The sequence below is a fragment of the Streptococcus equinus ATCC 9812 genome, assembly GCF_000187265.1.
Classification (GTDB): Bacteria; Bacillota; Bacilli; order Lactobacillales; family Streptococcaceae; genus Streptococcus; species Streptococcus equinus.
The window spans coordinates 446,245-461,020 of record NZ_GL698429.1; the positions used below are offsets into that span (position 1 = coordinate 446,245).

Here is a 14,776-nt window from a genome sequence, read left to right on the forward strand (position 1 = left end):
GTTTTTTAATATCGTGTGGGTAAACGCCAACATACTTTTAAAATAAGCTTGAAAATCGGCTATGTGAAGTGTAGCCAACGGCGATAACCACCTCTTTGATTTCAAGTTGAGTTGTCATTAAGAGCTGCTCTGCTAGTGCCATACGACGTTGTTGGATATATTCGGTTATTGTCATATGGTATTTGGTTTTAAAGGCAGTTTTGAGCTATGGGTGATTTAGTAGCATCTTTAAAGAAAATGAAATTTCTTGATAGTTTAATCATACCTTTGTCAGTCATGTTTCGATTTTTTTATACGCTAAAAGAAGATTATCAGCAGATCAAAGAAGCTATGTATTTACAAGGTTTAGTGACCAATCATTTTTTCATCATCCTTTACGCATGATAGAATACCGGTTTGTTCCCCTCTTGATGTGTTTGTCCCGAACAGCAGATAACATGTCTATTTCAGCGATGACCAGAGGAATAGCTATTGGTCAAGCAAGGTCTAGTATTTCAAGACCTCGTTTGAGTTGACTTGACTATTTTTGGATGCTGTTTATGTTGGTTATCCTAGTTTTGATGATTTGGAGTTAAATGATGCTAAAATTCAAACTTTTTCACTTACTTATGATAATTCCATTTTAGAAGATATCAATCTCAGTTTTAAACCAGGAGAAATTTCTGTTTTAACAGGGCAGTTCAGGTTGCGGGAAAAGTAGTCTTTTAAAGGTTATTAATGGAGTGATTCTTTATTTTCAAACAGCTAAGTTATCTGGTGATATGACTTATGATGGAAAAAGTTTGCTTGACCGTGATATTTTTACTTTATCAGGTGGTGAAAAAACAGCGTTTGCTTTTGTCCATGGCTAAAGTATCTGATAAACCAATCATTATCTTAGATGAACCTAAAAGTGGCTTGTGTTGAGGATAAATGATTAACATGATTGATATTTTACAGCAAATGGTACAAAACAAAAAAATAATAATTATAGTTACTCATGATTACGAGTTAATCAAGAATTGTAAAGGCAAAATCATCGAATTTGTCTAATAAAAAAGAACTCCGCATTTGAAAATGTGGAGTTTGTATATTTGTATCCGTTTACACTGGCTAAAAAACACAAAAAGGATAAAATAGAAGGTGTTTTTAGATAACAATATGACAGTTTTCCTAAAAAAGTAATCAAAAAGTCTATTTATTAGTAAATAATAATGAAAATTTATTGAAAATCACCTAAAAGAAGATAAAAATAGGGATTTATGTAAAAAATGATGAATATCAAAATTCAGATTGAGATTTTCCTGTGTAATTGATTTATCACTTAAAAAAGAAAAATCTTTTTTCGAAAAAAGATTTTTTTAAATAAGGGAATTGAAGAACAAGTAGTCACTAAAAAATCTAATCAGTGAAAAAAGCATAAAATCAAGTATTCAAGACAAATATAAAAAAACCAATATAAAGTACTTGTTTCTAAAATTTCTCATTACATCTTTCCGAAAAACTGTAATTTTCTTGAAAAACAAATCAGTCTATGATAAACTACTATTATAAAGATATCTGTGGAGATTTTTAGATGAAACGTGAAAAATTACTTGAAAAAATTGATGAATTAAAAAAAATAATGCCCTGGTATGTCCTTGACTATTACCAATCAAAACTATCTGTGCCATATAGTTTTACAACCTTGTACGAATATCTTAAGGAATACAGACGATTTTTTGAATGGATTCTTGAATCAGGAATTTCAAATGCTAAAAAAATTGCTGATGTTGAGTTAACGACTTTAGAGCATTTGTCTAAAAAAGATATGGAATCCTTCGTTCTCTATTTGCGTGAACGACCTTCGCTAAATACCTATTCAACCAAGCAAGGGGTCTCACAGACCACAATCAATCGGACGTTATCAGCGCTTTCAAGCCTTTTTAAATATCTAACAGAAGAGGTCGAGGATGAAAATGGTGACCCCTACTTCTATCGAAATGTCATGAAAAAGATTGCAACTAAGAAGAAGAAAGAAACTTTAGCTGCTCGTGCTGAAAACATCAAAGGAAAGCTATTTTTGGGAGATGAGACGATAGCGTTTATCGAGTATATTGACAAAGAATATCAGAATAAGCTCTCTCACCGTGCCCTCTCCTCCTTCCAGAAAAATAAGGAGCGAGATTTAGCTATTATTGCTCTTCTTCTTGCTTCTGGTGTCCGTCTTTCTGAAGCAGTTAATCTTGATTTAAAAGATTTAAACCTCAATATGATGGTTATTGAAGTCACTCGTAAAGGTGGAAAACGAGACTCTGTTAACGTTGCTGCTTTTGCTAAACCATATCTCGAAGAATATTTAAAAATTCGTGCACCTCGTTATAAAGCAGAAAAACAAGATCAAGCACTATTTTTAACAGAATACCGTGGTGTTCCAAATCGTATTGATGCATCAAGTATTGAAAAATTAGTAGCTAAATACTCACAAGACTTTAAAGTTCGAGTGACACCCCACAAGCTACGTCACACTTTGGCAACAAGATTATATGGGGCTACTAAATCACAAGTACTCGTCAGCCACCAATTGGGACATGCAACTACTCAAGTTACCGACTTATATACCCATATTGTCAATGATGAGCAGAAAAATGCTTTGGACAAATTATAATATTAAACCTGGTCAATCAAAGACCAGGTGTTTTTACAGAAAATAAAACTAGAATCCATGGTTTACATAAATAAAAATATGTATTTTATTGTCACCTTTTAAAATTACTTTCCCCCTAAACATTTTGATAAAAATAAAAGCAAGACAAAATAGTCTTGCTTTTATTTTTGAGGTGTAATGAAAACTTGAGTTCCTTGCTCGATTTGACTTTTGATAGAAATATTTAAATTAAGACTATCTAAGACTTGTTTTGTCATGTAAAGACCAAGACCAGTTGCTTTTTGATGTTCGTGACCATTAAAACCAGTAAAGCCTTCTTCAAAAATTCGTGGCAGATCTTCTTCTAGTATGCCAATACCATTGTCTGATATTTCAATACAACCTTTAGTTATTTGAATAGAAATCTTTCCGCCATCTTTTGAATACTTAATGGCATTATCAATAAGCTGTGTCAGAGCAAAATTTATCCATTTACGATCTGAGTTAAGTTGCCAATCACCATTAACTTCTACTGAAAGATGCTTTAGTAGGCAAGAAACACGGTATTTTTTTACAATTTCAGTTACACAATCTTTAACTGAAATTTTTTCAAAACGGAAATCATCTTTATTCTGATTAAACTTCAAATAGTTTAACAAAGTGTCTAAATAATTCTGGAGTCGATTTAGTTGTTGTTCAACCTCTTTTTCTTGGAGTTGATTTGTTTGAGCCATAAGAGATAATGCTGACAAAGGAACCTTCATCTGATGTGACCACATTTTAATCAGATTTTGGATGTTTTCGATTTGTGTTTTAAGATTTAAAACTTCAGTAGCCTGTTCTTCTTTTTGCTTAAAAATAATGTTTTTAAATGCTTCTTCAGATGGCAAGTTAAAGTCATCTAATTCTTTTGCATAAATAAATTGTTGTAAAATCACTTGTTTTTTCTTAAATTTACAGTATTGTCGTATACTGATGAAAATTAGTATTGTAATATTAAAGCTAAAACTGACTTCGAAATATGCAAGTGGCAAATGAAATAGGAAAAATGTTATTAGAAAAAGACTTGCTAATATAGCATAAGTCAAATACCAAATACTATATTCTTTAAAATATTTTTGAATCATTTTAGAAGGTACCCTACTCCTCTCACGGTATGGATGCGATCAAAGCCAATTGGCTGCACTTTTTTACGTAGGCGTGTCATATTCACACTCAAAGTATTTTGGTCGATAAAACTTTCGTTCTCCCACAGTTTTTCTAGCAATTCTTCTTTTGGGACGACTTGATTTTGACGTTCAAACAAGATACTTAGGATTTTATTTTCTGTTGGAGAAAGATTAATTTGCTCGCTTCCATTTGACAAAATACCATCACGTGACAGTGAAAACTCATCAAGTTGATAGTTATCAGAAGTGAACTGGTATGCTCTACGCAAAAATGCTGAAATCTTGGCATCCAAAATAGTTAGAGAGAATGGTTTAGAGATAAAGTCATCTCCTCCCATGTTAAGTGCCATGACAGTATCCATCTCATCATCGCTTGAAGAGATAAAAATAAGAGGTAAAGTCATGGTTTTACGGATTTCGGTCGTCCAGTAAAAGCCATTAAAGTAAGGCAGTGTAATATCCATCAAAATAAGATCTGGTTTTATTTCTTCAACCTCTTGCTTAATAGCACGAAAATTGTTGACACTAAAAACGTCATAGGATTTAGCCAAGTGCCGCTTTAGCAAAGTTACAATGGTTTGATCGTCTTCGACAATATAAATTTTTCCTTGTTTCATATTTTCAATTGTAGCAAAAAATGGTCATTACGACCATTTTCAGCTGAACTTTCTCATCAAAATTTTTTGGAGTTTTTATTTAAAAGAGTAGTTTTATGATTAGCGCTCGATTGCTTTGTAGTATGTTCGACTAGTAAATTTATAGATTAAGAAGTAAACGATAATGAGGCCTAGTATTGTAATACCACTCACAATAATCATACTTGAGCCAGTTACACCAAAGAGTAAGAGCATTTGTTTTAACATTGTTAACGCAAAGATAAAGTGCACAATTGCAATTCCAAGTGGCATGAAGAAAACAAGTAAGGTTTGTGAATTGATAGCTTTTTTCACAGCTTCTTTACTCATACCGACTTCTTGTAAAATCTTGTATGATTTTTTATCTTCGATTCCTTCTGTTAATTGTTTATAGTAGATGATTAGGGCTGCACCAAGTAAGAAACTAAGCCCAAGTAGGAAGCCTGTAAAGAGGAAGCCTCCAGTAATAGCATACATTTCATTTCTGAAGTTTTCTTTTGTTTCAATAATACCTTGAACTTCTTGATGAACGTCATCGTCAGGCAATACCATATCTTTAGAGATTTGGTTAACTTCATTTTTTGTCAAATCACCATAGGCAATCAAGTTCTCTTGCATTGGCATACGATGCGCCTCAAAAAGGTTCTCAACTTCTGTTAATTCTGAATCACTACTAAAGATGATGACACATGGATTATAAGAATTTCCGAATTCTGGGAATGTTGCTGACTTGAAGTTTTTAACATTTTTAAATGTCTTATCAAATAGAGTTAATTCCTCAAGCTGACTATCTCCTTTTTGTTTGTAAAAAGCGATTTGACCGTCTTTTAGTATCGGAGTATTATTCCCTAGCGCTCTGAAATCATCTTGTGTTGTCATATAAACAGATCCAAATGCATTGACATTAGGGTGTTTAACATCATTATCTGTAAGTTTCATTGACTTTCCTGTCGGAACAGAGAAAGCTGCCAAATCGGATTGATAAGTTAGAAAATCATCATTTGATTTTCCGAGTTTATCACTAACTTGTCTTTTGAGAATATCAGTGAAATCGCCCTCAGTGAGTGTTTTTGAATCGTCATTTGAGTTAATGTAATTAGTCAACGTAATCTGTGTTTGTTCAGGGAACAAGGTATCAAGTTGATTTTGTCCACTGACGTACAATGACGTTGTTGTCGCAATCGCTACAAAAGACATGATGGCAAGTAACGTGATATTAGCAAGACCAACTGCATTTTGTTTCATTCTGAAAATCATTTGTGAAGTTGTTACAAAATGTTCAGGCGTGTAAAAATATTTTTTATTTTTGCGACGATGTTTTAGGTACCATGCCATAAAACTAATGTAAAAGAGATAGGTACCAATAATGACTAAAACTACTGCGATAAAGAAACGATATACGACTACTAGCGCAGCTATTTTTTCAGAAGTTACTGATAGATAATAACCAGAACCGAGGCAAATAAGGCTGAGTAATGCAAAAATGATATTGCCTCGAGGTTCTTTTTCACCTTTTTCTTGGCGTTTAAACAAACTAAGAGGTGATGAACGATGAATGGTGATGAGGTTTACGATTTCTAGCAGTACAAAAATTACCGCAAATGCAACGATATTTAGGATAAATGCTACAGGTGATAAAGACAAAATGAGCTTATCATAATGTAACAGGTTGACAAAGATGAGGTAGAAAAGCTGAGAAAAGATTGCGGACAGCACACTACCTAGTATGATAATAGCAACAAATGACAGAATTAATTCAATCGTTGATACTAAGTTAACCTGCTTATGATTCATCCCTAAGATGTTATATAGACCAAATTCTTTACTTCTCTGCTTCAGCAAGAAATTGTAACTATAAACTTCCATGATGATTGTGAAAATCATTAGGACAATAATTGCAAGACCAAGAACGGAATTGCTATACTGCATGTCATCAGAGATTGGACTGTAAAGAATCAATAGTGTAGAACAATCTAGAATAAATAGTACAATACTTGCTAGTAAGAATGGGGCAAAGATGTTAAATGATTTTTTAAGGTTTGACCAAGCTAATTTAGCATAGAACATCTTACTCACCTCCTAGAAGGGCTGCCATCGCAAGTGAAATGTCTTTACTGAATTCTTGATTGGTTTTATTTCCACGGTAAATTTGGTGGAAAATACGACCGTCTTTGATGAACAACACACGTTTGGCATGACTTGCTGCATTTGCTGAGTGAGTTACCATAAGAAGTGCTTGTCCATCGTTATTGATTTCTTCAAAAAGATTTAGAATATCTTCTGAATTTTTGTAATCTAGCGCTGCTGTTGGTTCATCAGCTAAAAGAAGTTGCGCATTGGCTATCAAACTACGAGCAATAGCAACACGTTGTTTTTGACCACCAGATAGTTCAAATGGACGTTTTTCAAGCAGCTCTTCTATGTGTAATTTAGGAGCGAGTACTGCAATGCGTTTTTCCATTTCTTGATAGTTAACACGCCCAAGTACTAAAGGTAAAAAGATATTATCCTTAACAGATAATGTATCCAGCAAATTAAAATCTTGGAAAACAAATCCTAAGTTTTTTAAGCGAAAGTCGGCTAAGTTACTTTCTTTTATTTTTGTAATTTCTTGACCATTTAGGAAAACTGATCCGTTTGTTGGCTTTTCAAGTGTTGCCAAAATATTTAGTAAGGTTGTTTTACCTGATCCGGATTCTCCCATGATTGCGATGAATTCTTTTTCATCAACCTTAAAATCAACGTCTTGCAGTGCGCGCGTCGCTTCTTTTGAAAAGCGCGTGCGAAAAACTTTCTCTAAGTGATTGATTTCTAGTAACATAATTTCTCCTTTGTTTCATTATATCTTTTTTGTTTTAGTAACTCTACTTCTGCTTTTATTTTTCAAGTCTTTTTTTGGTGGTCTTCTACCACTCCAGTACCAAAGTGCTAAGCTAGCTAGTCCTCCTACGATGATTGATAGAATTGTTATTAAACTATAGCATTCAATCATAATAATCTCCTTCTTCTACCTTTTAATGCTAAGTGCATAGAAAATGATATAAATGATGGAACCCAAAAAGAGCAACATAAGCCAAACAATAAAAGTATTCCATAAAATGATGTGTTTTTTGATACTATCAGCCATACTGCTACTCCTTCCTTCTTGACATCTTTATTTTATCGAAAACAAAGGCTCTTATTCTTACACTTTCAGGGAGAAAACTTACAAAAATGTAAGAAAAAGTCCAAGACTTTAATAGTCCTGGACTTGTCATTGTAGCTGACTAGCGATTTTTTTGAGGTAGTCGTGACTTTCTAGTTGCTCAACTGGGTTTGTCAGATCTTTTAGATTAATTTCATATATGCTACTTGCCTTTTCATTAAAGAATGGCAGAGCTTTCGCCCAATCAACTTTTCCATGCCCGAGCGTCAAGCTGTCATGTGTTTTTCCAAATGAATCTACTAAATGATAATGAACAATGTTATTTTTCAAGACTTTTAGAGATTCTTGCAGGGCTTTGTTGTCACCACGAAGAAAGATAAAGGCATGAGAAATATCATAAGCAAGTTGATAGCCCTTTTTAGCAATAATTTGGTCTAATTCTGGATTACCATATGAATATAGTATTGAAATACCATTTTCAAAAATAATACGACCATGCCCAATCTTGCAAAGATAATCCATGCGAGAAAATAAGTACTCTCTTGCTTTTTCAATGCTTTTAAACGGTTCTAACAAATCTTTTTCTCGAAGTTCGTATGAACCATGAATTAAAACTTTACAATCATATTTTTCAGCGATTTCTAACAATTTTTCTGTTGAAAAATCAATAAAATCAACTAATTCAGTGTTATTTGAAGGGTGTGCGACAAGTTCTAAAAAGCGTCCATGATATTTCATAGGATGATGAAGTACGATGGTTTTAACACCAGACTTTCTTACGGTTTGAACAGCATTTTCAAGTTGTTTAAGCCCTTCAGGCGTAAAATCATTTTCACTTGTGAAAAATTCAAAAACATCTGGCTGATATTTCAAACGTGTCATCATTTGCTCTGGATTGCAACTTGCTTTTAGTCCCAATTGAATTGGAAACATTGTGCACCTCCTCTTTGATTACTAGGTTTAAACGTTAAGGTATTCTTCTAAGTCTTTCAAAGCACGTTCAGCAACTTTTTCGTAACGTTCTTTTTTATCACGGATACGTGGTCCTTCAAGCTCTTTAACGATTCCAAAGTTAACGTTCATTGGTTGGAAATGTTTGCTTTCAGCATGAGTGATGTAGTGAGGCAATGCACCGATAGCTGTTGTTTGAGGGAAGATAACTGGTTCTTCACCCTTGAAACGACGCACAGCATTGATACCAGCTACAAGACCTGAGGCAGCAGATTCTACATAACCTTCAACACCTGTCATTTGTCCAGCGAAGAAAAGATTTGGATTTTGACGTGTAGCAAATGTTTCTGTCAAAAGATTTGGAGAATCCATGTATGAGTTACGGTGCATAACGCCGTAACGAACAAATTCAGCATTTTCTAGACCTGGAATCATGCGGAAAACACGTTTTTGTTCACCCCATTTGAGGTGTGTTTGGAAACCAACGATATTAAATAGGCTACCAGCAGCGTTATCTTGGCGTAGTTGAACAACGGCATATGGTGTTTTAAATTCACCGTCACGTGGACCTTTGTAGTCATCTGGATATTCGAGCCCAACTGGTTTCATAGGGCCATAAAGCATTGTTTTGATGCCGCGTTTAGCCATCACTTCAATTGGCATACAACCTTCGAAGTATTTTTCTTTTTCAAATGAATTTAGCGGAGCTTCTTCAGCATTGACAAGAGCTTCGTGGAAAGCCATGAATTCTTCTTTTGTCATTGGGCAGTTAAGGTAAGCAGCTTCCCCTTTGTCATAACGTGATTTAAGGTAAACTTTATCCATGTCGATAGAACTTTTATCAACAATTGGTGCTGCCGCATCGTAGAAATAGAAGCCATCGCCGCCGTTTAATTCGTGGATTTTTGCAGCCAAGGCATCTGAAGTAAGTGGACCACTGGCGATGACTGTGATAGCATCGTCGGGGATTTCAGTGATTTCTTCACGGATAACTTCGATAAGTGGGTGGTTTGTAACTTCATCAGTTACCATTTGTGAAAATCCGTCACGGTCGACAGCAAGAGCACCACCAGCAGGCACACGGGTGCTTTCAGCAGCTTTCATGATAACAGAATCCAAGCGACGCATTTCTTCTTTCAAAAGACCAACAGCATTTGTTAAACTGTCACCACGAAGTGAATTTGAGCAGACAAGTTCAGCGAATTTATCAGTTTTATGCTGAGGAGTTGGTTTAACGCCACGCATTTCGTAAAGTTTAACTGGAATACCACGCTTAGCGATCTGATAAGCGGCTTCAGAACCAGCTAAACCAGCTCCAATAACGTTAATGTATGATGATTGAGACAATATACTAATACCTCCAAAACGACGCCAAAATGGCTAACTAAGCCAATCTAACATCGCTTCCAGACACGGGGATTTCCCATATCTGAATCTTTCTATTTTTAATACTTGACTATCATAACATAAAATCATTGAAATACAAACAAATATTTAAAATGTAAAACATAATTAAAGTTATGTAAAAAAGGCTAAAACAAACAAATCAAGTAGCCAGCAAAACACTTAAAATACTAAATAGTAATCCAATCAAATAATATTCTGCAAATGTTGGACTTTCTGAAATTTTGTTATAACGTACAATAGATTTTGCTGTAAAAACTAAGCCTATTGAGGCGAATTGATTAAAAATGATACAAATACTCATTACAATTCGTTCTAATAGTCCGATAGTAGCTCCTGCTCCTGGAATAGTATCCATTTTTTGATTGTCTTTTGGCTGATATTTTTGGAAGAAAATCTTAAAAAAGACATTAGTAGGTTTTGTAATCAATACAAGAAACAAAATCATATTGAGCATCTGTCCTATTTGTTCACTCGCTATGAGATTTACCACAGGGTTATTTTTCACTAGAAAAAGAATAATTGCTATATGAAGCATCTGGTCCAAAAGAAAAGTTACCATATTGCTTAAGCGTAACCAGTTAGAGATATAAGATTTGCCAAAATCAATAAGAGCATGACTAAAGAGAATAATCAAGCTAATCATCCAGAGGTTTGGTAAAAAAACAAGTCACAAGAATTAGCGGGAACGCAACGCCAAATAAGTGAATCATTAGATATTTCCTACCCGTATTTTTACGGTCTGCGACAGTTTGATTTTGAAGTTGAAAATCCGATAAAAAGTGACAAATCAATAGTAAAGTCAGTGTAGGATTTTGGATTAAATAGTGTGAAAGTCCTGTAATTGGCATTAATCTAGCTCCTCTCAGATGTGTTTTAGTGCCTGTAGTGCAGTATTTCGAGCACATAAGTATATTTTGATGTTGCTGCTTTTTAAGCGTTTTGAAAGAGCGCTAGTTGATAATTCTAGACGTTTTGCTAATTGTTTTTGGTCAAAGTGCTCATCATATATTCCCATACTTAGAAGTTCTTTTAAAACCATTTCCTGACTTGATCGCCAGTCAGATTTGATAGCTTCGCTGCTTGCAATTAAGGTGTTGATGATACTAATTTTCTCTTCGTTGTCAGAATAAACAGCGATTTGTGTGTTACCGTAGTCATTTTTTTGGTGAATATAATTAATTGCTTTTCTAGCATGCCAGTAAGCTGGACCATCGGCACCAATACTTAGTTCTGGGTTGATGTCTGTTAAAATTTTTCCTAAACCAATTCCAAAACGCACTTGATAAGGCTGCATAGCTAGATTAATACGGTCAATGATTTGAAATAGTGGAGCATCAAGGCTAAGTAATCCTTGAAATTCATCACCAAGTGTAATAGAGAATTTGGATACTAAAACGGCTTGATATTCATTATTTAAATCATTTAAGCAAGTTTCTAACGTTTTTTGAACTTGATAGCAGTTATTAATTTTTTTGAATCAATAATATCGCCAATTACTGCAAAATAATTCATAGGGCACCTCTCTTATAGGTCTATTATAATAGACTTATCAAAAAAGTCTGTTATAACGGAAATTTTTCAAAAAGTGCATTATAATGACAACAAAAATGCATAGAAAAACCTTGCAAAAGGAATTGCAAGGTTGATTGTTTTATTTAACTTTTGCTTCTTCGTAGTCGCATTCTTCATTGCTGCAGACGACTTGTTTACCGCCGCCACGGATTTTCTTCTCAACAAGGAATTGACCACATTTTGGACAAGAACGTCCGACAGGTTTGTCCCATGAAGTGAATTCACATTCTGGGTATTTGTCACAACCATAGAAGATACGGTTACGTTTTGTTTTGCGTTCGATAACTTGACCTTCACCACAAGTTGGACAAGTAACACCAATCTCTTTCGTGATAGCTTTCGTGTTGTGACACTCAGGGAAATTACTACAAGCGTAGAATTTTCCGTAGCGCCCAAGTTTAATAACCATTGGATGTCCGCAAACATCGCAATCAAAACCAGCTGGTTCATCTTTGATTTGAATTTTTTCGATTTCTGTTTCGGCTTTTGCTAGTTCTTTTTCAAATGGTTTATAGAAAGCGTCAATAACTTTTTGCCATTGTTCTTTACCTTCTTCGACTTCATCAAGCTTACCTTCCATATCGGCTGTAAATTTGACATCAACGATATCAGGGAAGAATTCAACGATTAGATTATTGACAATTTCACCGAGTTCAGTTGGCTCAAAACGTTTTGAAACCAAGCGAACATAGTAACGTCTTTGGATGACATCAAGTGTTGGCGCGTATGTTGATGGACGACCGACTCCATTTTCTTCCAATGTTTTGATAAGAGTTGCTTCAGAATAACGTGCTGGTGGCTGAGTGAAGTGTTGTTCGGGATTTGTAGAAACTTTCTTAACAACATCACCTTCAACCATATCAGGTAGCATTTTATTTTTATCTGAGTCATTGTAAACGGCTAAATAACCGTCAAATTTGACTTTACTACCATTTGCTGTAAAGCTTACACCATTTTGTTCTAAATTAACTTTCATGGTATCAAAGACAGCTGCAGTCATTTGACTTGCAACAAATCGATTCCAAATCAGTGTGTAAAGTTTTAATTGGTCTTTATCTAGGTGTTTGGCAATTGATTCTGGTGTCAAATTAACATTTGAAGGACGAATTGCTTCGTGGGCGTCTTGTGCACCAGATGCATTTTTCACGCGGCTACCGTGCTTAGAATAGTTTTCGCCGAAACGTTCAGTAATAAAGCTTGCAGCATCATTTTGGGCGACAGGACTGATACGTGTAGAGTCAGTACGCATGTAAGTAATCAAACCTTGTGTACCACTCTTACCGAGGCTGATACCTTCATATAATTGTTGAGCGACCATCATTGTCTTACGTGTACGGAAGTTGATTTTGTTAGCAGCATCTTGTTGAAGAGATGATGTTGTATATGGAAGTGGTGCATTACGACGACGTTCTTTCTTTTCAACTTTGGCTACATTAAACTCATCACTAGTAAGTCGGGCAAGAACTTTTTGAACATCTTCGTTAGTATTAAGTTTTAATTTTTTGCCGTCAATGCCATAAAAAGCAGCTTGGAATTTTTTAGTACCTTTTTTGAAGAATCCATCAATTGTCCAGTATTCTTCAGGTTTAAAGGCTTTGATTTCATTTTCACGGTCAATAATTAATTTCAGTGCTACAGATTGTACACGACCAGCAGAAAGACCTTTTTTAACTTTTTTCCAAAGCAGTGGTGAAATAGAATAACCCACAATACGGTCTAGTACACGACGTGCTTGTTGAGCATCTACCAAGTCCATATCGATTTGACGTGGTTCGACAAAGGCATTTTTGACAGCATCTTTTGTAATTTCATTGAAAACAACACGGTTTTTGTCGTTTTCATCAAGACCTAAAATATGTGCCAAATGCCATGAAATAGCTTCTCCTTCGCGGTCCGGGTCACTTGCAAGATATACTTTTTTAGATTTTTTAGCTTCTTTTTTCAAATCATTAATCAAAGGACCTTTACCACGAATATTGATGTATTGAGGTTCATAGTTGTTCTCAAAATCAATAGACATGCTAGATTTTTTCAAATCGCGGATATGACCAACTGAAGCGACAACTTTATAGTTGCGTCCTAGATATTTCTCAATTGTTTTTGCTTTAGCTGGTGATTCCACAATAACCAAGTTTTTCTTGGCAGCTGTTTTTTTCTTTGTTGTTTTTTTACTAGTTTTTTTAACAGCTGTTTGGGCTTTTGTAGTAGTCGTTGCCATAAGCTCACTTCCTATCAGTAATAAACTTATAACATGATACCCCGCTTTTTAAAAACTGTCAATAAAAAAGTTATATTTAATAGAAAAGATTTTGAAAAAATTGAAGAAAAAAATGCTCCCAACCTTTGCTATGACAGCATTTAGCTAATTATCTGAAAAATCCATATTTGTCTACAAAAAAGCACCGAATAAGGTGCTTAATAATTATAATTGGTATTCTGAGAGGACATCCATGCCTGATGTAATGCATTTTGCACCTTCCTTTATCAGGTGATGGCAACCGTCGGATTTTCCATCCAAGATATTTCCTGGAATTGCAAAAACATCTCGTCCTTCTTCCAGCGCTCTCTCACAAGTAATTAAACTACCTGAACGCATTTTTGCTTCTGCTACAATAACACCTTGAGACAATCCCGCAATGATGCGATTGCGTTCTGGAAAGTGGAATTTTAGTGGAGCCTCTCCTACTGCATACTCACTTAGAATTAGGTGATTTTTACCTAGATATTCTTGCAATAGCTTGTTTTCTTTAGGGTAATGAACATCTAATCCACAGCCGATAACAGCTATAGTTGCTCCGCCATTTTTTAACGCTGAAATGTGTGCACTTGTGTCAATTCCACGCGCCAACCCGCTAACAATAACAAACTGATTTCCGAGTTCACTAACAATCTTTTGAACAGATTTTGTTCCTGTTTGAGAGGCTGTCCTCGCTCCTACTACTGCCATTTTCAGACGTTTAAGCAACTCTACGTTGCCTTGGTAAAAGAGCAAAACAGGTGGATTATAGCAATTCTTCAATTCTATTGGATATTCATCGTCTAGTATTGAAATACTAGGATACTGATTAAAAATTAGGCGCAATGATTTACTATCAAGAGATTTGTATTTTTCCATGAAAAGAATTGGATTCTTACACTTTGAAGCTACAGCCATATCTCGCAAGGACAAAGATTTTTCTTGTTTACTCTGATAATCTAAAAGGGCTAAAATATTAAGATTAGTCAGTCCTGCTTGTTTTAATTTAAATAATTCAAAATTGTTCATTTTATACCTCACTACTTTATTATTCGA

Annotated in this window: 12 protein-coding genes and 2 pseudogenes; 3 read left to right on the plus strand and 11 right to left on the minus strand. The window is 34.7% G+C overall.

The window, feature by feature from the left end:
• Window positions 1-37: 37 nt before the first annotated feature.
• Entirely contained in the window at window positions 38-175 is a 138-nt protein-coding gene (locus HMPREF0819_RS09245) for a helix-turn-helix domain-containing protein (RefSeq protein WP_237393040.1), read from the minus strand.
• A 351-nt stretch (window positions 176-526) separates the two neighbouring features.
• On the opposite strand from HMPREF0819_RS09245, the gene HMPREF0819_RS08890 reads away from it, so the two are divergent.
• From HMPREF0819_RS08890 to xerS, 3 genes are all read left to right on the plus strand, one after another.
• Window positions 527-700 carry a hypothetical protein gene (locus tag HMPREF0819_RS08890; protein ID WP_004231642.1) on the plus strand — a complete coding sequence of 58 codons (174 nt, stop codon included), beginning with the start codon at window positions 527-529 and terminating at the stop codon, window positions 698-700.
• A gap of 22 nt (window positions 701-722) precedes the next feature.
• Window positions 723-851, plus strand: a complete 129-nt coding sequence (locus HMPREF0819_RS09445) for a hypothetical protein (protein WP_004231643.1) — start codon at window positions 723-725, stop codon at window positions 849-851.
• 704 nt (window positions 852-1,555) lie between these two features.
• A complete protein-coding gene (xerS, locus tag HMPREF0819_RS02115; RefSeq protein ID WP_004231646.1) occupies window positions 1,556-2,626 on the plus strand; it encodes a tyrosine recombinase XerS in 1,071 nt (356 codons plus the stop codon).
• A 161-nt stretch (window positions 2,627-2,787) separates the two neighbouring features.
• Here the strand turns inward: xerS and HMPREF0819_RS02120 are convergent, their stop codons facing one another.
• From HMPREF0819_RS02120 to dprA, 10 genes and pseudogenes are all read right to left on the minus strand, one after another.
• Window positions 2,788-3,732 carry a sensor histidine kinase gene (locus tag HMPREF0819_RS02120; RefSeq protein ID WP_004231647.1) on the minus strand — a complete coding sequence of 315 codons (945 nt, stop codon included), beginning with the start codon at window positions 3,730-3,732 and terminating at the stop codon, window positions 2,788-2,790.
• Window positions 3,729-4,391, minus strand: a complete 663-nt coding sequence (locus HMPREF0819_RS02125) for a DNA-binding response regulator (RefSeq protein ID WP_004231649.1) — start codon at window positions 4,389-4,391, stop codon at window positions 3,729-3,731. Before HMPREF0819_RS02125 ends, HMPREF0819_RS02120 begins: the two co-directional genes overlap by 4 nt.
• Window positions 4,392-4,490: 99 nt before the next feature.
• Entirely contained in the window at window positions 4,491-6,476 is a 1,986-nt protein-coding gene (locus tag HMPREF0819_RS02130; RefSeq protein ID WP_044023272.1) for an FtsX-like permease family protein, read from the minus strand.
• A gap of 1 nt (window position 6,477) precedes the next feature.
• On the minus strand, window positions 6,478-7,230 hold the full coding sequence (locus HMPREF0819_RS02135; RefSeq protein ID WP_004231653.1) for an ABC transporter ATP-binding protein: 753 nt from the start codon (window positions 7,228-7,230) through the stop codon (window positions 6,478-6,480).
• Between the two features lie 432 nt (window positions 7,231-7,662).
• Window positions 7,663-8,487: a TIM barrel protein gene (locus HMPREF0819_RS02145; RefSeq protein WP_004231655.1), complete on the minus strand. Its 825-nt coding sequence runs from the start codon at window positions 8,485-8,487 to the stop codon at window positions 7,663-7,665.
• 27 nt (window positions 8,488-8,514) lie between these two features.
• Window positions 8,515-9,852 carry a methylenetetrahydrofolate--tRNA-(uracil(54)-C(5))-methyltransferase (FADH(2)-oxidizing) TrmFO gene (gene trmFO / locus HMPREF0819_RS02150; protein WP_004231656.1) on the minus strand — a complete coding sequence of 446 codons (1,338 nt, stop codon included), beginning with the start codon at window positions 9,850-9,852 and terminating at the stop codon, window positions 8,515-8,517.
• A gap of 185 nt (window positions 9,853-10,037) precedes the next feature.
• Window positions 10,038-10,760, minus strand: a pseudogene (locus HMPREF0819_RS02155) (DUF3307 domain-containing protein).
• 14 nt (window positions 10,761-10,774) lie between these two features.
• Window positions 10,775-11,424: pseudogene (locus HMPREF0819_RS02160) on the minus strand (SatD family protein).
• 139 nt (window positions 11,425-11,563) lie between these two features.
• The gene (topA, locus tag HMPREF0819_RS02165) at window positions 11,564-13,702 is read right to left on the minus strand and encodes a type I DNA topoisomerase (RefSeq protein ID WP_004231665.1); all 2,139 of its coding nucleotides are present in this window, start codon (window positions 13,700-13,702) and stop codon (window positions 11,564-11,566) included.
• 204 nt (window positions 13,703-13,906) lie between these two features.
• Window positions 13,907-14,749 (minus strand): DNA-processing protein DprA, encoded by an 843-nt coding sequence (gene dprA / locus HMPREF0819_RS02170; RefSeq protein WP_004231667.1) that lies wholly within the window; start codon window positions 14,747-14,749, stop codon window positions 13,907-13,909.
• Window positions 14,750-14,776 lie beyond the last annotated feature (27 nt).